This is a genomic window from Streptomyces shinuiensis, assembly GCF_043660855.1.
GTDB lineage: Bacteria > Actinomycetota > Actinomycetes > Streptomycetales > Streptomycetaceae > Streptomyces.
The window spans coordinates 4,990,667-5,008,302 of record NZ_JBIHML010000001.1 but is presented as its reverse complement, the minus strand read 5'-3'; the positions used below and the strand labels follow the sequence as shown (position 1 = coordinate 5,008,302).

The 17,636-nt window shown below is 72.8% G+C and carries 15 protein-coding genes; 5 read left to right on the top strand and 10 right to left on the bottom strand.

What is annotated here, in order from left to right; genetic code table 11:
* Positions 1-5 precede the first annotated feature (5 nt).
* The 5 genes from ACGRHY_RS22670 to ACGRHY_RS22650 form a co-directional block, all read right to left on the bottom strand.
* Positions 6-1,229, bottom strand: coding sequence for an acetylornithine transaminase (locus tag ACGRHY_RS22670; RefSeq protein ID WP_394637152.1), 1,224 nt, complete (start codon positions 1,227-1,229; stop codon positions 6-8).
* Entirely contained in the window at positions 1,226-2,140 is a 915-nt protein-coding gene (argB, locus tag ACGRHY_RS22665) for an acetylglutamate kinase (RefSeq protein ID WP_394637151.1), read from the bottom strand. Before argB ends, ACGRHY_RS22670 begins: the two co-directional genes overlap by 4 nt.
* Positions 2,137-3,288, bottom strand: coding sequence for a bifunctional glutamate N-acetyltransferase/amino-acid acetyltransferase ArgJ (gene argJ, locus ACGRHY_RS22660; protein WP_394637150.1), 1,152 nt, complete (start codon positions 3,286-3,288; stop codon positions 2,137-2,139). Before argJ ends, argB begins: the two co-directional genes overlap by 4 nt.
* A gap of 293 nt (positions 3,289-3,581) precedes the next feature.
* Positions 3,582-4,610 (bottom strand): N-acetyl-gamma-glutamyl-phosphate reductase, encoded by a 1,029-nt coding sequence (gene argC, locus ACGRHY_RS22655; RefSeq protein WP_394637149.1) that lies wholly within the window; start codon positions 4,608-4,610, stop codon positions 3,582-3,584.
* A gap of 221 nt (positions 4,611-4,831) precedes the next feature.
* Positions 4,832-5,236: a DUF5997 family protein gene (locus tag ACGRHY_RS22650; RefSeq protein WP_394637148.1), complete on the bottom strand. Its 405-nt coding sequence runs from the start codon at positions 5,234-5,236 to the stop codon at positions 4,832-4,834.
* A gap of 72 nt (positions 5,237-5,308) precedes the next feature.
* Here ACGRHY_RS22650 and ACGRHY_RS22645 point away from each other — a divergent pair, with 72 nt between their 5' ends.
* Positions 5,309-6,130, top strand: coding sequence for a LysR family transcriptional regulator substrate-binding protein (locus tag ACGRHY_RS22645; RefSeq protein ID WP_394637147.1), 822 nt, complete (start codon positions 5,309-5,311; stop codon positions 6,128-6,130).
* 137 nt (positions 6,131-6,267) lie between these two features.
* Positions 6,268-7,017: a MerR family transcriptional regulator gene (locus ACGRHY_RS22640; protein ID WP_394637146.1), complete on the top strand. Its 750-nt coding sequence runs from the start codon at positions 6,268-6,270 to the stop codon at positions 7,015-7,017.
* 73 nt (positions 7,018-7,090) lie between these two features.
* Here the strand turns inward: ACGRHY_RS22640 and ACGRHY_RS22635 are convergent, their stop codons facing one another.
* Both ACGRHY_RS22635 and ACGRHY_RS22630 read right to left on the bottom strand, forming a co-directional pair.
* Entirely contained in the window at positions 7,091-7,663 is a 573-nt protein-coding gene (locus tag ACGRHY_RS22635) for a histidine phosphatase family protein (RefSeq protein ID WP_394637145.1), read from the bottom strand.
* A 72-nt stretch (positions 7,664-7,735) separates the two neighbouring features.
* Complete coding sequence (locus ACGRHY_RS22630) at positions 7,736-8,155, bottom strand: GNAT family N-acetyltransferase (protein ID WP_394637144.1); 420 nt, start codon at positions 8,153-8,155, stop codon at positions 7,736-7,738.
* Positions 8,156-8,347: 192 nt separating this feature from the next.
* Here ACGRHY_RS22630 and ACGRHY_RS22625 point away from each other — a divergent pair, with 192 nt between their 5' ends.
* Positions 8,348-8,569, top strand: coding sequence for a DUF1918 domain-containing protein (locus ACGRHY_RS22625; protein WP_394637143.1), 222 nt, complete (start codon positions 8,348-8,350; stop codon positions 8,567-8,569).
* A 54-nt stretch (positions 8,570-8,623) separates the two neighbouring features.
* Here ACGRHY_RS22625 and ACGRHY_RS22620 read toward each other — a convergent pair whose 3' ends face one another.
* Positions 8,624-9,874, bottom strand: coding sequence for a glycoside hydrolase family 10-like protein (locus ACGRHY_RS22620; protein WP_394637142.1), 1,251 nt, complete (start codon positions 9,872-9,874; stop codon positions 8,624-8,626).
* Between the two features lie 214 nt (positions 9,875-10,088).
* On the opposite strand from ACGRHY_RS22620, the gene ACGRHY_RS22615 reads away from it, so the two are divergent.
* The gene (locus tag ACGRHY_RS22615; protein ID WP_394637141.1) at positions 10,089-12,755 is read left to right on the top strand and encodes a cellulose binding domain-containing protein; all 2,667 of its coding nucleotides are present in this window, start codon (positions 10,089-10,091) and stop codon (positions 12,753-12,755) included.
* Positions 12,756-12,914: 159 nt separating this feature from the next.
* Positions 12,915-13,772: a 3-hydroxybutyryl-CoA dehydrogenase gene (locus ACGRHY_RS22610; protein ID WP_394637140.1), complete on the top strand. Its 858-nt coding sequence runs from the start codon at positions 12,915-12,917 to the stop codon at positions 13,770-13,772.
* 138 nt (positions 13,773-13,910) lie between these two features.
* On the opposite strand, the gene pheT is transcribed toward ACGRHY_RS22610, so the two are convergent.
* Positions 13,911-16,418 (bottom strand): phenylalanine--tRNA ligase subunit beta, encoded by a 2,508-nt coding sequence (gene pheT, locus ACGRHY_RS22605; protein WP_394637139.1) that lies wholly within the window; start codon positions 16,416-16,418, stop codon positions 13,911-13,913.
* Positions 16,418-17,545, bottom strand: a complete 1,128-nt coding sequence (pheS, locus tag ACGRHY_RS22600) for a phenylalanine--tRNA ligase subunit alpha (protein ID WP_394637138.1) — start codon at positions 17,543-17,545, stop codon at positions 16,418-16,420. The genes pheT and pheS overlap by 1 nt, the downstream gene beginning before the upstream one ends.
* Positions 17,546-17,636 lie beyond the last annotated feature (91 nt).

Sequence of the window (17,636 nt, the reverse complement as noted above, 5' to 3'; positions counted from 1 at the left end):
TCTTGTCAGTCTCCGGCTCGTCGGGTCCCGCCGACGGCGTCGAGGACGGCGGGGAGGGACCGGACCAGCGCGTCCGCCTCGGCTTCGCCGATGATCAGCGGCGGGGCCAGCCGGACGACGTCCGGAGCACACGCGTTCACCAGGAAGCCCGCGTCCTGGGCAGCCTGCTGCACCTGGGGTGCGACGGGTTCGGTCAGTACGATACCGAGCAGCAGCCCGGCGCCGCGGACCTGGTCGACCAGCGGGTGTCCCAGAGCCCGGACGTCGTCGCGCAACCGGCTGCCGATCCGCTTGACGTGGTCGAGGAGGCCCTCGGAGGCGATGGTGTCCAGGACCGCGAGCGCCGCCGCGCAGGAGACCGGGTTGCCGCCGAAGGTGGAGCCGTGGTGGCCGGGCCCCAGCAGCCCGGCGGCCTCGCCGAAGGCGACCGTGGCGCCGATGGGCAGTCCGGCTCCCAGCCCCTTGGCGAGGGTGACGACGTCGGGCCGCACCCCCTGCGCCTGGCAGGCGAACCAATGGCCGGTGCGGCCGATGCCCGTCTGGACCTCGTCGAGCACCAGCAGGGCGCCGGTGGCTGCGGTGATCTCGCGGGCGGCTGCCAGGTAGCCCTCGGGCGGGACGACGACGCCGTTCTCTCCCTGGATCGGTTCGACGATCACCAGGGCGGTCTCCCCGGTGACCGCAGCCCGCAGCGCGTCGGCGTCGCCGTAGGGGACGTGGGTGACCTCGCCGGGCAGCGGCAGGAAGGGGTCGCGTTTGGCGGGCTGGCCGGTCAGCGCGAGGGCACCCATGGTGCGGCCGTGGAAGCCGCCCTCGGTGGCGACCATGTGTGTCCGGCCGGTCCGGCGGCCGATCTTGAACGCCGCCTCGACGGCCTCCGCCCCGGAGTTGGAGAAGTAGACGCGTCCCGGTCGGTCGAAGAGCTGGAGCAGCCGTTCGGCCAGGGCGACCGGGGGTTCGGCGACGAAGAGGTTGGAGACGTGGCCGAGGGTGGCGATCTGCCCGGAGACCGCGCGGACGACCGCCGGGTGGGCGGTGCCGAGCGAGTTGACCGCGATGCCGCCGACGAAGTCCAGGTACTCCCTGCCGTCGGCGTCCCACAGCCGGGCGCCCTCCCCGTGGGTGATCGGGGTCCGGGGTGTGCCGTAGTTGTCCATCAGCGCGCCCTGCCAGCGCCGGGTGAGACCGGCGTTGCCGGGCGCGGCGGTGTCGGTGGTGGTGTCGTTCATGCCCGCTTCTCCTTCTCCGGCGCGGCGCCGTCCGGCACGACCATGGTTCCGATCCCCTCGTCGGTGAAGATCTCCAGCAGGATGGAGTGCTGGACGCGCCCGTCGATGACCCGGGCGGTGTTGACTCCGTTGCGCACGGCGTACAGGCAGCCCTCCATCTTGGGCACCATGCCGCTGGCCAGGTCCGGCAGCAGCCTCTCCAGCTCACTCGCGGTCAGCCGGCTGATCACGTCGTCGCTGTTCGGCCAGTCCTCGTAGAGGCCCTCGACGTCGGTGAGGACCATCAGCGTCTCGGCGCCGAGCGCGGCGGCGACGGCCGCGGCGGCGGTGTCGGCGTTGATGTTGTAGACGTGCCCGTCGTCGGCGCTGCGGGCGATGGAGGAGATCACCGGGATACGGCCGTCGCCCAGCAGGGCCTGGACGGCACCAGCGTCGACCTCGGTGATCTCGCCGACGCGGCCGATGTCCACCTTCTCGCCGTCGATGTGCGCGTAGCGCTTGGTGGCGGTCAGGGTGTGCGCGTCCTCGCCCGTCATGCCGACGGCGAGCGGGCCGTGCCGGTTGAGCAGGCCGACCAGTTCGCGCTGCACCTGGCCGGCCAGCACCATCCGCACGACGTCCATCGCCTCGTCGGTGGTGACCCGCAGTCCGGCCTTGAACTCGCTGACCAGGCCGAGCCTGTCCAGGTGGGCGCTGATCTGCGGCCCGCCGCCGTGGACGACGACGGGCTTGAGGCCCGCGTGCCGCAGGAAGACCACGTCCTGGGCGAACGCGGCCTTCAGCTCCTCGTCCACCATGGCGTTGCCGCCGAACTTGACGACCACGGTCTTCCCGTGGTGGCGGGTGAGCCAGGGCAGCGCCTCGATGAGGGTCTGGGCCTTGGGCAGGGCTGTGTGCCTACGTGTGCTCATGAGGAATAAGCGCTGTTCTCGTGGACGTAGTCGGCGGTGAGGTCGTTGGTCCAGATGACGGCGGACTCGTCGCCCGCCGCCAGGTCGGCGGTGATGCGGACCTCGCGGTAGCGCATGTCAACCAGTTCGCGGTCCTCGCCCACCGATCCGTTGCGGCAGACCCACACGCCGTTGATGGCGACGTTGAGCCGGTCGGGCTCGAAGGCGGCGGAGGTGGTGCCGATGGCCGAGAGCACCCGGCCCCAGTTGGGATCCTCACCGTGGACGGCGCACTTGAGCAGGTTGTTGCGGGCGATGGAGCGGCCCACCTCGACGGCGTCGTCCTCGCTCGCCGCGTTCACCACCTCGATCCGGATGTCCTTGGAGGCCCCCTCGGCGTCCCGGACCAGCTGCTGCGCCAGGTCGTCGCAGACTGACCGCACGGCCTCGGCGAACTCCTTCGCCTCCGGGGCGGCCCCCGAGGCTCCGGAGGCCAGCAGCAGCACGGTGTCGTTGGTGGACATGCAGCCGTCGGAGTCGACCCGGTCGAAGGTGGTGCGGGTGGCCTCGCGCAGCGCGGCATCCAGCCCCGGGGTGTCCACGTCGGCGTCGGTGGTGAGGACCACCAGCATGGTCGCCAGCCCGGGGGCGAGCATGCCCGCGCCCTTGGCCATGCCGCCCACGACCCAGCCGGCGCCCTCGGCGACGGCGGTCTTGTGCACGGTGTCGGTGGTCTTGATGGCGATGGCGGCCCTGTCGCCGCCGTGCGGGGAGAGCGCCTCGGCGGCTTCCTCGATGCCCGGCAGCAGCCGGTCCATCGGCAGCCGGACGCCGATCAGGCCGGTGGAGCAGACGGCTACCTCGCCGGCGCTGTGACCGAGCACCCCGGCGGCCTTCTCGGCGGTGGCGTGGGTGTCCTGGAAGCCGAGCGGGCCGGTGCAGGCATTGGCGCCGCCGGAGTTGAGGACGACCGCGGACACCTGCCCGCCCCTGAGGACCTGCTCGGACCAGAGCACGGGCGCGGCCTTGACCCGGTTGGAGGTGAACACACCGGCGGCGGCCAGGCGCGGCCCGGTGTTGACGACCAGAGCCAGGTCGGGGTTGCCGTTCTCCTTGATCCCCGCGGCGATCCCCGCCGCCGTGAATCCCTTCGCAGCGGTCACACTCACGGTGTCTCTCCGTTCTCTTCTCCGCCCGCACGGCACAACACGGGCATCGTCGTCAACAGCGGACCGGCAGCCGCGCGTGCGTCGCTCACGGTGTCTCTCCGCTCCCTTCTCCGCCCGCACGGCACAACACGGGCATCGTCGTCAACAGCGGACCGGCAGCCGCGCGTGCGTCGCTCACGGTGTCTCTCCGCTCCCTTCTCCGCCCGCACGGCACAACACGGGCATCGTCGTCAACAGCGGACCGGCAGCCGCGCGTGCCCCTCCGGCCACGGCCGGGAATTGCTGTCCCCTGCTCACGGGGCGACCCCGGTGGCGGGCAGGCCGGTCTCCTCGGGGAGGCCGAGGGCGATGTTCATGCTCTGCACCGCGCCGCCCGCGGTGCCCTTGGTGAGGTTGTCGATGGCGCTGACGACGATCACACGGTCCGCCGCCTCGTCGTGCGCGACCTGCACCAGCGCGCTGTTGGAGCCGTACACGGCGGCGGTGGACGGCCACTGGCCCTCGGGCAGCAGGTGGACGAACGGCTCGGCGGCCAGCGCCTTGTCGTACGTCTCGCGCAGCCGGCCGGCGGTCAGGCCGGACCGGGCCCTGGCGGTGCAGGTGGCCAGGATGCCCCGGGACATCGGGGCGAGGGTCGGGGTGAAGGAGACGGTGACCGGCTCGTCCGCGACGGCCGAGAGGTTCTGGGCCATCTCGGGGGTGTGCCGGTGGACACCGCCGACGCCGTAGGGGCTCATCGAGCCCATCACCTCGCTGCCCAGCAGGTGGGGCTTGGGCACCTTGCCCGCGCCCGAGGTGCCGGTGGCCGCGACCACCACCACGTCGGGCTCGACCAGACGGGCCCCGAACGCCGGGAAGAGCGCGAGCGTCACGGCCGTCGGATAGCAGCCGGGGACCGCGACGCGCCGGGACCCCGTCAGCGCGTCGCGTGCCCCCGGCAGTTCGGGGAGACCGTACGGCCAGGTGCCGGCGTGCGGCGTGCCGTAGAAGCGCTCCCAGTCCCCTGGATCCCTCAGCCGGAAGTCGGCTCCGCAGTCGATGACCAGCGCCTCGTCGCCGAGCTGCTCGGCGACGGCCGCGGACTGGCCGTGCGGCAGGGCGAGGAAGACGACGTCGTGGCCGGTCAGCGCCTCCACCGTGGTGACCTCCAGTACACGGTCGGCCAGCGGCGGCAGGTGCGGCTGGAGCGCGCCCAGGCGCTGCCCGGCGTTGGAGTTGCCCGTCAGCGCCCCGATCTCGACCTCGGGGTGCCCGGTCAGCAGGCGCAGGATCTCGCCTCCCGCGTAGCCGCTCGCTCCCGCCACTGCCGCTCGCACCGCCATGGAATCCTCCTCATCGACAGCATGACTATACGCACTTCAGCAGTTTTATGCAATGAATGCGCATGGCGGCGCCGGGGGCCACGGGGATGGATCGGGTTCCGGAAGACGTCCGGCCCGCCGACCGGTCGGGAGGACCGGTCGGCGGGCCGGACAGGACTGTGACCGCGGCTGCCGACTGGGAGCGCGGCGTCACACGGGCGCCGCGAGGGCGGCGGTCGGGGTCAGGAGCGGGGCGGGCGGGGCTGGTCGTCCTGCCCGGCCTTCCGCTCCTTCAGTCGCGCCGCCTCCTTGCGGACCTCGGCCTGGGTGGCACGCTCCTTCCGCAGCCACTCGGGGTTCTCCGCCTTCAGCGCCTCGATCTGCTCGGTGGTCAGGGGCTCGGTGATCCCGCCGCGCGCGAGCCCCGAGTTGGAGACGCCCAGCTTCGCCGCGACCACCGGACGGGGGTGCGGTCCGTTGCGCCGCAGCTCCCGCAGCCACTCGGGCGGGTCGGTCTGCAGCGCGTTCAGTTCCGCGCGCGAGACGACGCCCTCCCGGAACTCGGCGGGGGCGGCCTCGAGGTACACACCCAGCTTCTTCGCCGCGGTGGCGGGCTTCATCGTCTGGGCGGTCTGCTGCGACTTCATGGGGTCCAGGGTATCGAGCGCCCACGACTCCTCACGCCACCCGGCTCCCCGGCCGCCCGGTAGCCTGGCTCGGTGAACGGCTCGGAAGCATCCCCCTCGTTCCGGCTCGCGTACGTCCCGGGAGTGACGCCCACCAAGTGGGTGCGCATCTGGAACGAGCGCCTGCCCGGCATCCCGCTCGACCTCGTCCAGGTGCCCGCCGCCGAGGCGTCCGGCGTGCTGCGCGACGGCGGCGCGGACGCGGGTTTCCTGCGGCTGCCCACCGACCGGACGGATCTCAGCGCGATCCCCCTCTACACCGAGACCACGGTGGTCGTGGTCCCCAAGGGCCACCTCGTGACGGCGGCCGAGGAGGTGTCCGCCGGGGAGCTGGCCGACGAGATCGTGCTGCATCCCCTCGACGACACCCTGGACTGGGAGCTCCCGCCGGGGCGGCCCGCCTTCGAGCGCCCCGCCACGACGGCGGACGCGATCGAGCTGGTGGCGGCGGGGGTGGGGCTGCTCGTCGTGCCGCAGTCGCTCGCCCGTCTGCACCACCGCAGGGACCTCACCTACCGGCCGGTCACGGGCACCCCCCAGTCGCGTGTCGCACTGTCGTGGCGGGAGGACCGGACCACCGACCCCGTGGAGGACTTCATCGGGATCGTCCGGGGGCGGACCGTCAACAGCACCCGGGGCCGGCGCTCCGCCGCCGAGGAGTCCGGGCCCGGCAAGCCGGACAAGCGGGACAAGCCGAAGCCGAGGCGCTCGGACGGGGACGGCGTGCGGCGGAAGTCCCCGGGAGGCGGGCAGACCGGCCGCACTCCCCGGCGCGGCTCCGGCAGCACCAAGGGCTCCGGTGGCTCGAAGGGCTCCGGGGGCGGCAGGCGCGGCGGGCCCCGCCGCAGGTCGTAGCGTCTCCGAGGTGCCCTCCACCGCGCCCCCACGGCCTCCCGGGGCGCGCCCGGGCGCCGGGCTTGCGGTTGACGCCGCGTAAACCCCTAGCGTCGTCGGCACCGACCAGATCACCGAGGACTCGGAGGCCGCGGGCGATGGAATGGCCCATTCAGGAGATCGCCCGCTCGGCCGGGACCACCAGCCGCACCCTGCGCCACTACGACGCCGTGGGACTGCTGCGTCCCAGCCGGGTCGGGTACGGCGGAATCCGCTACTACGACGAGCACGCGCTGGTGCGGCTCCAGCGGATCCTGCTGCTGCGCGAGCTCGGCCTGGGGCTGGCCGCCATCTCCGAAGCACTCGACGGGCAGCGGGACGCGGCCGCCGCGCTGCACACCCATCTGGAGCTGCTCGAGCGGGAGCGGGAGCGCCTGGGCCGGCAGATCGAGTCGGTGCGGAAGACGTTGACCAGGATGAAAGGAGGCGAGCCCCTGATGCCTGAGGAGGCTCTCGACGGTTTCGACCACACCAGGTACAAGGACGAGGTGATCGAACGCTGGGGCCGCGACGCCTTCGAGCGTGGCGACCGCTGGTGGAACTCGCTGACGGAAGAGGGCAAGAAGTCCTTCCAGCAGCGCCAGATCGACATCGCCACCGACTACGCCCGCGCCCACCGGGCCGGTCTCGCACCGGACAGCGAAGAGGTGCTCGCGATCTCCCGGCGGCACTACGAGTGGGTCTCCGACGGCTGGCAGGGCAGGCGGCCGAGCGCGGAGCAGTTCGCCGGGCTCGGGCAGATGTACGTCGACGACCCCCGCTTCACCGCCACCTACGCCCAGTACGACGAGGGCACGGCGGCCTTCGTCCGGGACGCCATGAGCGCCTACGCCGAGCGCGAGCTGTAGGGCTCACCGGAACAGGCGCGGCGAGGTCCGCGACGCGCGGCGGGGGTGGCGGGAACGCCGCCCCCGCCGCGCGTCAGTGGTCCATGGCCAGCGTCCAGTCCCCCGCCCACCCGGCCAGGGTGACCGACGACAGCGGCCGGACGTCCACACGCCAGTAGGTGTGCGGCGGCGCCTTCAGCGCGTACACCGCGGCCGCGCGCAGCACCGTCGGCTCGACGACCGCGGCGATCAGGGTGTCGCCCTCGCCGCCCGGCCGGGTGTCCAGCCAGTCGCCCACCCGCAGGATGAAGGAGAACAGCGACTCGCCTCCGTGCGGGGTGGCATGGGGGTCGGCGAGCCAGGCGTCCACGGCCCGCGGCTCGACCGCGGCGACCTCCCTGAGGGTGTGCCCGCGCCACCGGCCCATGTCGCACTCGCGCAGCGCGGGCTGGGCCAGCGGCCGCATCCCCAGGACGTCCCCGGTCTCACGGCAGCGCATGGTCGGCGAGCAGTAGCGCAGCTCGGCGCCCGCCAGATGCCCGTACGCCGGGACGGCCCGCTCGGCCTCCCGCCATCCGGCGGCGTCCAGAGGGCGGTCGTCCTCGAAGCGCACGTCCAGCAGGGATGAGCTGCGGGCGGCGGCGAGCAGCGTGATCCGCAGATGCATTACCGGATGGTAGAACCGTGAACCGGATTGTTCGACGGTCGGGCACGGACTGTTTTCGGACGTATGCCCGGATCACTCGGGGATCATCGCCATCAAGTGCCCAGGGCCCACCGGCGACCGGAAGCCGAGCCCCTCGTAGAGGCCGTGCGCGTCCTCGGTGGCCAGCAGCACCCGTTTCAACCCGTACGGCTCAAGCTCCGCGAGCGCGGCTCCCACCAGCGCCTTCCCCAGGCCCCGGCCGCGGGCGGCGGGAGCGACGTAGACGTCGCACAGCCAGGCGAAGGTGGCCCGGTCGGTGACCACGCGCGCATAGCCGAGCTGCTCGCCGCTGCCCCCGTCGTACGCTCCGAGGTTGAGCGAGCCCTCGATGGCCCGGTCCTGCTTCTCGCGGCCGCGGCCGAGCGCCCAGTAGGCGTCGGTGGACAGCCAGTGGTGGACGAGTGCGGCGTCGAGGCGGGCGGGGTCGGTGGAGATCTCGTACGGGGTGCTCATGGCGGGAGAGCCTGGCAGCCGGCGTGCGGGCCGTCGACCGGTTTTGCTCCTTCCCCACTTCCCCCCGCTTCCCGCGTTTCCCTCCGCTCCCCTCCGCCTCCCCGCTCCCGCGCTCACAGGCGCCCGGCCGCCCTCCGCCTCTAGAATCGGGATCAACAGGATTTTCTTCTCTATACGGACAGGAGACCGCCGATGCAGGCGAACGCGGGCGACCTGCTGCTGGTCCACGGCAGGTTCGTGGGGCAGCACGAGAGGGTCGCGGAGATCATCGAGGTACTGGGGGCGAACGGCGAGCCGCCGTACCGGGTCCGCTTCGAGGACGGACACGAGACCGTGATGTCGCCGGGGCCCGACTCCGTGGTGCGGCGCCACGGCGAGCCCCTGCTGGAGCACGGCGAGCCCCGGCGCCGCTGACGCCGGGGCCGCGCGCCGGGCGGAAGGGACTGGAGGACCGCCGCGGGAGGCCGGCTAGCGGGGCACCCGCACCGGGCGGTCGTAGTGGTCCTCCACCACCCGGCTCATCGCCCCGATCGGGTCCGCGGCGACGTGCTTCGCCGAGAAGTAGACGTTGCCGCGGACCTCGGGGTGGCGGCGGCAGAGCGTCAGGTGGCGGGAGAGTTCGGCCGGGTCGTGCCAGGCCGGCCCCTGGGCCGGGTCGCCCGCCTTGTACAGCGCCTCGCCGATGTGGAGTTCGACGCCGGTGTCCCGCACCGTGTCGGCCCACCAGGGCACCAGCTTCGCGTAGTCGGCGGCGGCGAAGCCGATGTTCCAGTACACCTGCGGCACGATGTAGTCGACCCAGCGCTCGCGCACCCACTTGCGGGTGTCCGCGTACAGGTCGTCGTAGGTCTCCACGCCCGCGCGGGTGTCGGAGCCCTCCGGGTCGGTGCCCGCGTTGCGCCACACGGCGAAGGGGCTGATCCCGAAGCGCACACGCGGCTTGGTCCGCCTCAACCGCAGCGCGGTCTCCTGCACCAGCCGGTCGATGTTGTCGCGCCGCCAGCCGGCCCGGTCGGCGAAGGCGCCGCCGTACCGCTCGTAGGCCTCGTCGTCGTCGAAGACCTCTCCCGCCACCGGGTACGGGTAGAAGTAGTCGTCCCAGTGCACGCCGTCGATGTCGTAGCGTTCCACCGCGTCGAACATCGCGTCCTGGACGAAGGCGCGCACCTCGGGCAGCCCGGGGTTGTAGTAGAGCTTGCCGCCGTAGGGCACCACCCACTCCGGGCGGCGGCGCGCGGGGTGGGAGTCGGCCAGCCGCGCGGGGTCGGCGTGGTTGGCCACCCGGTAGGGGTTGAACCAGGCGTGCAGCTCCAGGCCGCGCCGGTGCGCCTCGCACACGGCGAAGCCGAGCGGGTCCCAGCCGGGGTCCTCGCCCTGGGTGCCGGTGAGGTACTGCGCCCAGGGCTCGTACGGCGAGGGCCACAGGGCGTCCGCGGTGGGCCGCACCTGTAGGAACACCGTGTTGAGGCGGCGCTCGACCGCCGTGTCCAGATGCGCCAGCAGTTGTCTTCGCTGCTCGGCCGCGGCGAGCCCGGGCCTGGTCGGCCAGTCGATGTTGGCGACGGTGGCCACCCACACCCCGCGCAACTGCGGACGCCGCCGGTACCGGCCTCCCGACTCCCCGGCCGACGCCGTACCCGCCCCCGGGCCGGTCAGCAGCGAGCCGGAGAGCACTCCGACCGCCGCCGCGCCGAAGGTCCTCCGAGAGAAACGCCCCATGCTGCCTCCTCCTGACGACGACTCACCCGATCATCCCGGCCGGGTAGTGGCATGGCAACTCCGCGTGACGGACGAGTTCGCGCCGCCCTCCTGACGCACCCCCTTATGCGAACACCGTTCGACAACTAGCATCCGCATGTCTGGGAGCGCTCCCACCCGCTGGTTCACCCCCCGCACCGCCCGCCTGGGCGGATTTGCCCGGAGAGGACGTATCGTGCCCGGAAGACGATCGGCCGGCGCCGCCCTGGCGGCACTGGCCCTTGCCGGAGGATTGCTGACCGCCTCCATGAGCCCGGCCTCGGCCGGTCCCGGAGCCCGGGGACAGGGCTTCGAGGTCTCGGCCGACAGCTACACCTGGAAGAACGTCCGGATCGACGGTGGCGGGTTCGTGCCCGGCATCGTCTTCAACCCCTCGGAGAAGGACCTGGTCTACGCCCGGACCGACATCGGCGGCGCCTACCGCTGGGACGAGGCCGGGAAGCGGTGGATACCCCTGCTGGACTCCGTCGGCTGGGACGACTGGGGCCACACGGGTGTCGCGTCACTGGCCACCGACCCCGTCGACCCCGACAACGTGTACGTCGCCGTCGGCAACTACACCAACGACTGGGACCCGGACAACGGCGCGGTCATGCGCTCGTCGGACCGCGGAGTCACCTGGAAGAAGGCCGAGCTGCCCTTCAAGCTCGGCGGGAACATGCCGGGCCGGGGCATGGGCGAGCGGCTGGCCGTCGACCCCAACGACAACCACGTCCTCTACCTGGGCGCCCCCAGCGGCCACGGCCTGTGGCGCAGCACCGACTCCGGCGCCACCTGGTCCGAGGTGGAGAGCTTCCCCAACCCCGGCACCTACGTCCCCGACCCGGACAGCGACAACAGCTACCTGACGGACAGGGTCGGCGTCGTCTGGGTCACCTTCGACGAGCGCACCGGCAGCGCCGGAAGCCGGACCCGGACGGTCTACGCCGGCGTCGCCGACAAGGAGGAGTCGGTCTACCGCTCCACCGACGGCGGCGCCACCTGGGAGGCCGTTCCCGGCCAGCCCACCGGCTACCTCCCCCACAAGGGCGTGCTGGACACCGACAGCGGCCACCTCTACATCGCCACCTCCGACACCGGCGGCCCGTACGACGGTGAGAAGGGGCAGGTGTGGCGGTACGACACCGGCAGCGGCGAGTGGAGGGACGTCAGTCCGGTGCCCGAGGCCGACACCTACTTCGGCTACAGCGGGCTGACGGTCGACCGCCAGGACCCGGGCACGGTCATGGTCACCGGCTACAGCTCCTGGTGGCCGGACACCCAGATCTTCCGCAGCACCGACAGCGGCGAGACCTGGACCGGCGCCTGGGAGTACGACGGCTACCCCAACCGCTCCGACCGCTTCACCATGGACGTCTCCTCCGTGCCCTGGCTGACCTTCGGCGGCAGCCCCTCGCCACCGGAGACGGCGCCGAAGCTCGGCTGGATGACCGAGTCGCTGGAGATCGACCCGTTCGACTCCGACCGGATGATGTACGGCACCGGGGCCACGGTCTACGGCACCGAGGAGCTGACCGCCTGGGACCGGGACGAGACCTTCACCGTTAAGCCGGTGGTCGAAGGTCTGGAGGAGACCGCGGTCGGCGACCTGATCAGCCCGCCCTCCGGAGCCCCGCTGCTCAGCGGCATGCTCGACATCGGCGGCTTCCGGCACACCGACCTGGACCGGGTGCCGGAGCTGATGTACCGGTCGCCGTTCATGGAGGCCGTCTCCGGCCTGGACTACGCCGAGAAGGACCCGAACACGGTGGTCCGGGTCGGCAGCAGCGAGACCGGGCAGCACATCGCCTTCTCGACCGACAACGGCACCAACTGGTTCGCCGGCAGCAGCCTGCCGTCCGGGGTGACCGGCGGCGGTACGGTGGCCGCGGCGGCCGACGCGAGCGGCTTCGTGTGGAGCCCGGAGGGCGCCGGTGTGCACCACACCACCGGCTACGGCAGTTCCTGGTCGGCCTCGCAGGGCGTCCCGGCGGGTGCGCGCGTCGAGGCGGACCGGGTGGACGCCGGCACCTTCTACGGTTTCTCGGGCGGCACCTTCTACGTCAGCGGCGACGGCGGCGCCACCTTCACCGCCTCCGGCGCCACCGGACTGCCCGCCGACGGCGACGTCCGCTTCAAGGCCGTGCCCGGCAAGGAGGGCCACATCTGGCTCGCGGGCGGCAGCGGCGACACCTACGGGCTGTGGCGCTCCACCGACGGCGGGGAGAGCTTCACCCGGGTCGAAGGCGTCGACGAGGCGGACACCATCGGTTTCGGCAAGGCCGCGCCGGACGCCCCGTACCCCGCCCTGTACAGCAGCGCGAAGATCGGCGGGGTGCGGGGGATCTACCGCTCCGACGACGCCGGGGCGAGCTGGGTGCGGATCAACGACGACGCCCACCAGTGGGGCTGGACCGGCGCGGACATCACCGGCGACCCCCGGGTGTACGGACGGGTCTACGTCGCCACCAACGGCCGCGGCATCCTCTACGGCGACAGCGCCGGGACGACCGACCCCGACGACCCGGACGGCCCCGGCACCGCGCGGTGCGCCGTCGCCTACGAGGTCACCAACCAGTGGCAGGGCGGCTTCCAGGCCGACGTCACCGTGCGGAACACCGGCACCACGGCCCTGGACGGCTGGAAGGCGGTCTGGTCCTTCCCGGACGGCCAGCAGGTCGACCAGATGTGGAACGCCTCCTTCACCCAGAGCGGCGCCACGGTGACGGCCTCCTCGGTGGACTGGAACGCGCGGCTGGAGCCGGGCGCTTCGGCGTCCTTCGGCTTCACCGGCTCCTGGTCCGGCGCCAACGGCGTCCCCGACGCCTTCGAGGTCGACGGAGCGGCCTGCGCCACGGGCTGACCTCCCCGGGCCGCCGCCCGGACGGCCGGTCGGCCGGGGCCGCCGAGCCCCGGCCGACCGTTTCCACGGCGCGACGCGGTAACGTCGGTCGGCGAGGCGCTGCGGCCGGAACCGTACGGGGGCGGCGTCACGGACCAGTGGACCAGCGAAAGGCACGATGTGACCGACATCGAACGCGTCGGAGTGGTTGGCTGCGGCCAGATGGGCTCGGGTATCGCCGAGGTCTGCGCACGGGCCGGCCTGGACGTCATGGTCGCCGAGACCACCGGCGAAGCCCTGGAGATAGGCCGTACCCGGCTGGTGACCTCCCTGGACAAGGCCGCCGCACGAGGCAAGATCAGCGAGGCGGAGCGCGACGCCACCCTGGGGCGCCTCTCCTTCACCACCGACCTCGGCGAGTTCGCCGACCGCGATCTGGTGATCGAGGCGGTCGTGGAGAACGAGCAGATCAAGACCGAGATCTTCCAGATCCTCGACCAGGTGGTGACCAGCCCGGACGCGGTCCTGGCCTCCAACACCTCCTCCATCCCGCTGGTGAAGCTGGCCGTGGCGACCTCCCGTCCGGACCGGGTGATCGGCATCCACTTCTTCAACCCCGCGCCGGTGCAGCGGCTGGTGGAGCTGATCCCCGCGCTGACCACCTCCGACGACACCATCGCGCGGGCCGAGACCGCTGTCGTCAAGCTGCTGGGCAAGCACGCCATCCGCGCCCAGGACCGCTCGGGCTTCGTGGTCAACGCGCTGCTGATCCCGTACCTGCTCTCGGCGATCCGGATGTTCGAGACGGGCATCGCCAGCCGCGAGGACATCGACAACGGGATGGAGATGGGCTGCGCGCACCCCATGGGGCCGCTCAAGCTCGCCGACCTCATCGGCCTGGACACCGTCGCCTCGGTCGCCTACTCGATGTACGAGGAGTACAAGGAGCCGCTGTACGCCGCCCCGCCGCTGCTCCAGCGGATGGTCGACGCCGGCCGCCTCGGCCGCAAGACCGGCGCGGGCTTCTACACCTACTGACACCCGCCGGCCCGCCCGGCGCGGCGGGCCGCGAGGCGCGGGGAACGCCGATGGCGGGGCACCCTTCCGGAGCCGCCCCGCCATCGGCGTTCCCCGTCACCGGCGCCGGGCGGGCCGGCCGCGGCGGAGGGGAGGCGGCTACGCGCCGCGCAGCACCGCGCCGGTGCGTGCGACCGCCGCGGACACCGCGGCCTCGCGGGCGGCCGTGGCCTCCTCGGCCGTCAGCGTGCGGTCGGGCGCTCGGAAGCGCAGGGCGTAGGCCAGGGACCTCTTCCCCTCGCCGAGCTGCTCGCCGGTGAAGACGTCGAACAGCCGCAGCGACTCCAGCAGCTCGCCCGCGCCCTCGCGCAGCGCCGACTCGACCTCGGCCGCCGGCACGGAGGCGTCCACCACCAGGGCGACGTCCTGCGTGGCCACCGGGAAGGCGGACACGCGCGGGGCCTGCGGAGCGCCCGAGGAGGCCCGCTCCAGCAGATCGAGGTCGATCTCCATGGCGCAGGTGCGGGCGGGCAGCTGCATCGCCTTGATCACGCGCGGATGCAGTTCACCGGCGTGCCCGACCAGGGTGCGCTCGCCGCCGGCGCCCGCGTACAGCGCGGCGCAGCGTCCCGGGTGCCAGGGGGCGTGCCGGTCGGCCTCGATGGCGAGCTCCGCACCGGCCTCGCCGGCGACGGTGCGGGCCGCCTCGACCGCGTCGGCCCAGGTCGCCGGGCGGCCCTTGCCCCACCAGCCGGCCTGCTCGCGTGCCCCGGCCAGCACGACCGCGGCCCGGCGCGGCTGCTCGGGCAGCGCGGCCTGGAGGGAGGCGAGCTCCTCGTCGGTGGGACGACGGTCGACCGGCAGCCGGACCGCGGCGGTCTCGCGTCCGGTGGGACGGAAGACCAGGCCGGTCTCGAAGAGCGCCAGATCGTGGGAGCCCCGGCCGTCGTTGCGGCGCAGCGCGGCGAGCAGTCCGGGCAGCAGCGTGGTGCGCAGCGCCGGCTCCTCGTCGGAGAGCGGGTTGACCAGCCGTACGGTGCGTCGGCGGGGGTCGTCCGGCTCCAGGCCGAGCCGGTCGAAGGCGGCGTCCCCGACGAACGGGTGGTTCGGCGCCTCGACGTACCCTGCTCCGGCCAGCGCCCGCCCGACCCGGCGGCGCAGCCGCTGCCGCTCGGTCAGACCGCGGCCCGAGGGCAGGCGCGGCAGGGTGGAGGGCAGGGACTCGTAGCCCTCCAGCCGCATGACCTCCTCGGCCAGGTCGTTGGGGTCGGTGAGGTCCGGCCGCCACGACGGCACGGTGACGGTCAGCTCGTCGGTGCCGTAGACGTCGCAGCCCACGTCCTGCAGCCGGCGCGCCACGGTCTCGCGGCCGTAGTCGACGCCCGCGACCCGGTCCGGGTGGTCGGCGCGCATCCTGACGGTGTGCGGGCCGCTGGGTGAGACGATCTCGGTGACGCCCGCCTCGGCGGTACCGCCCGCCAGCAGGACCAGCAGGTCCACGGCGCGCTGGGCGGCGGCGGAGGCGGCCTGCGGGTCGACGCCGCGCTCGAAGCGCCTGGACGCCTCGGAGGACAGCTTGTGGCGGCGGGCGGTGCGGGCGATGGAGACCGGATCGAAGTGCGCGGCCTCGATCACGATCTCGGTGGTGCCGGCCGTCTCCCGTGCGTCGGTGATCTCGGTGTCGGCTCCGCCCATCACCCCGGCCAGGCCGATCGGCCCGCTGTCGTCGGTGATGACCAGGTCCTCGGGGTGCAGCTCGCGCTTGGTGCCGTCGAGGGTGGTGAGCTTCTCCCCCGGCCGGGCTCGGCGCACACCGATCGCCCCGCTGACGCGGGAGCGGTCGTAGGCGTGCAGGGGCTGGCCGAGTTCGAGCATCACGTAGTTGGTGATGTCCACGGCCAGCGAGATCGGGCGCATCCCGGCCTTCTGCAGCCGCCGCCGGAGCCAGATCGGGGAGCGTGCGTCGGGCCGCACACCGGTGACCGTGCGGGCGGTGAAGCGGTCGCAGCCGCGCCGGTCCTCGACCTTCACCGGGTGGCCGTGCTCGTTGGGCACGGGGACGTCCAGCAGCGCCGGGTCGCGCAGCGGCAGGCCGTAGGCGGTGGCCGCCTCGCGGGCGACACCGCGCATGGACAGGCAGTAGCCGCGGTCGGGCGTGACGGCGATGTCGAGGACCTCGTCGACCAGTTCCAGCAGCTCGATCGCGTCGGTGCCCACCTCGTGCTCGGGCGGGAGCACGATGATGCCCTCGTGGTCGTCGCTCATGCCCAGCTCGCTGGCCGAGCAGATCATGCCCTCCGACACCTTGCCGTAGGTCTTGCGGGCGCCGATCAGGAAGTCGCCGGGCAGCACGCCGCCGGGCAGGATCACCGCGACCTTGTCGCCGACGGCGAAGTTGGTGGCGCCGCAGACGATGTTCTGCGGCTCGCCCGAACCGTTGGCGTCACCGACGTCGACCTGGCAGTAGCGGATCGGCTTCTTGAAGCCGGTCAGCTCCTCGATCGCCAGGACCCGGCCGACGACCAGCGGTCCGGTGATCCCGGCGCCGAGCCGCTCGACGGTCTCGACCTCCAGCCCGGCCGCGATCAGCTTCGCCGCGACGTCGCGGCCGGTCTCACCGGCCGGCAGGTCGACGTACTCCCGCAGCCACGAAAGCGGGGCCCGCATCAGATCTCCATCCCGAACAGCCGGGTGAACCGGACGTCACCCTCGACCATGTCTCGCATGTCCTCGACGTTGTGGCGGAACATCAGCATCCTCTCGATGCCGAACCCGAAGGCGAAGCCGCTGTAGCGCTCCGGGTCCACGCCACAGGCGGTCAGCACCCGCGGGTTGACCATGCCGCAGCCGCCCAGCTCGATCCAGCCCTCGCAGGAGCAGGTGCGGCAGGGGCGGTCGGGGTTGCCGACGGACTCCCCGCGGCAGGCGAAGCACACCATGTCCATCTCGGCGGACGGCTCGGTGAAGGGGAAGTACGAGGGGCGCAGCCGGGTGCTCAGGTCCTCGCCGAACAGGGACCGGACCATGTGGTCCAGGGTGCCCTTGAGGTCGGCCATGGTCAGGCCCTCGTCCACGGCGAGCAGCTCGACCTGGTGGAAGACCGGGGTGTGGGTCGCGTCCAGCTCGTCGGTCCGGTAGACCCGGCCGGGGCAGATCACGTACACCGGCGGCCTGCGTTCCAGCAGGGAGCGGATCTGTACCGGCGAGGTGTGGGTGCGCAGCACGACGCCCGACTCCCCCTCCCCGGAGCCGCCCGTGCCCTGGACGAAGAAGGTGTCCTGCATGGTGCGGGCCGGGTGGTCCGGGGCGATGTTGAGGGCGTCGAAGTTGAACCACTCGGCCTCGGCCTCGGGCCCCTCGGCGACCTCGTAGCCCATCGCCGTGAAGACGTCCTCGATGCGCTCGGACAGCGTGGTCAGCGGGTGGCGGGCACCTGCGGGGACGCGGTCGAAGGGCAGCGTGACGTCCACGGCCTCCTCGACCAGCACCCGCTCGTCGCGCTCGGCCTCCAGTTCCTCCTGGCGCCGCTTGAGGGCCTGGCCCACCGCGCCGCGCGCCTGGCCGACCCGCCGGCCGGCCTCGGCCTTGGCATGCGGTGGCAGGGCGCCGATCTCGCGGTTGGCCAATGCCAGTGGCGAACGGTCGCCCGCGTGGGCGGCCTTCACCTCGCGCAGCGCCTCCAGATCACCGGCGGCGGCGATCGCGGCGAGGGCCGCGTCCCGTGCCCGGTCGATCTCTTCCGGTTTCAGTGCCTCGACCTCTACGGGGTCGTACGACTTGTTGGGTGCGGACATCTCTTCCCGTGCTTTTCGGTTGGCCCGTGGTTTCGGTTGGTTGCTTCGCCCCGCTCCGGCGCTTCGGCACCCTTTGTGTCTCGGCGGAGCC

Coding starts and splice junctions, on each gene's coding strand:
- ACGRHY_RS22630 (WP_394637144.1), bottom strand. CDS start 8,155: ATGAGCACCCCGTACGAGATCTCCACCGACCCCGCCCGCCTCGACGCC.
- ACGRHY_RS22640 (WP_394637146.1), top strand. CDS start 6,268: ATGGAATGGCCCATTCAGGAGATCGCCCGCTCGGCCGGGACCACCAGC.
- ACGRHY_RS22635 (WP_394637145.1), bottom strand. CDS start 7,663: ATGCATCTGCGGATCACGCTGCTCGCCGCCGCCCGCAGCTCATCCCTG.
- argC (WP_394637149.1), bottom strand. CDS start 4,610: ATGGCGGTGCGAGCGGCAGTGGCGGGAGCGAGCGGCTACGCGGGAGGC.
- pheS (WP_394637138.1), bottom strand. CDS start 17,545: ATGTCCGCACCCAACAAGTCGTACGACCCCGTAGAGGTCGAGGCACTG.
- ACGRHY_RS22650 (WP_394637148.1), bottom strand. CDS start 5,236: ATGAAGTCGCAGCAGACCGCCCAGACGATGAAGCCCGCCACCGCGGCG.
- ACGRHY_RS22625 (WP_394637143.1), top strand. CDS start 8,348: ATGCAGGCGAACGCGGGCGACCTGCTGCTGGTCCACGGCAGGTTCGTG.
- ACGRHY_RS22620 (WP_394637142.1), bottom strand. CDS start 9,874: ATGGGGCGTTTCTCTCGGAGGACCTTCGGCGCGGCGGCGGTCGGAGTG.
- ACGRHY_RS22670 (WP_394637152.1), bottom strand. CDS start 1,229: ATGAACGACACCACCACCGACACCGCCGCGCCCGGCAACGCCGGTCTC.
- pheT (WP_394637139.1), bottom strand. CDS start 16,418: ATGCGGGCCCCGCTTTCGTGGCTGCGGGAGTACGTCGACCTGCCGGCC.
- argB (WP_394637151.1), bottom strand. CDS start 2,140: ATGAGCACACGTAGGCACACAGCCCTGCCCAAGGCCCAGACCCTCATC.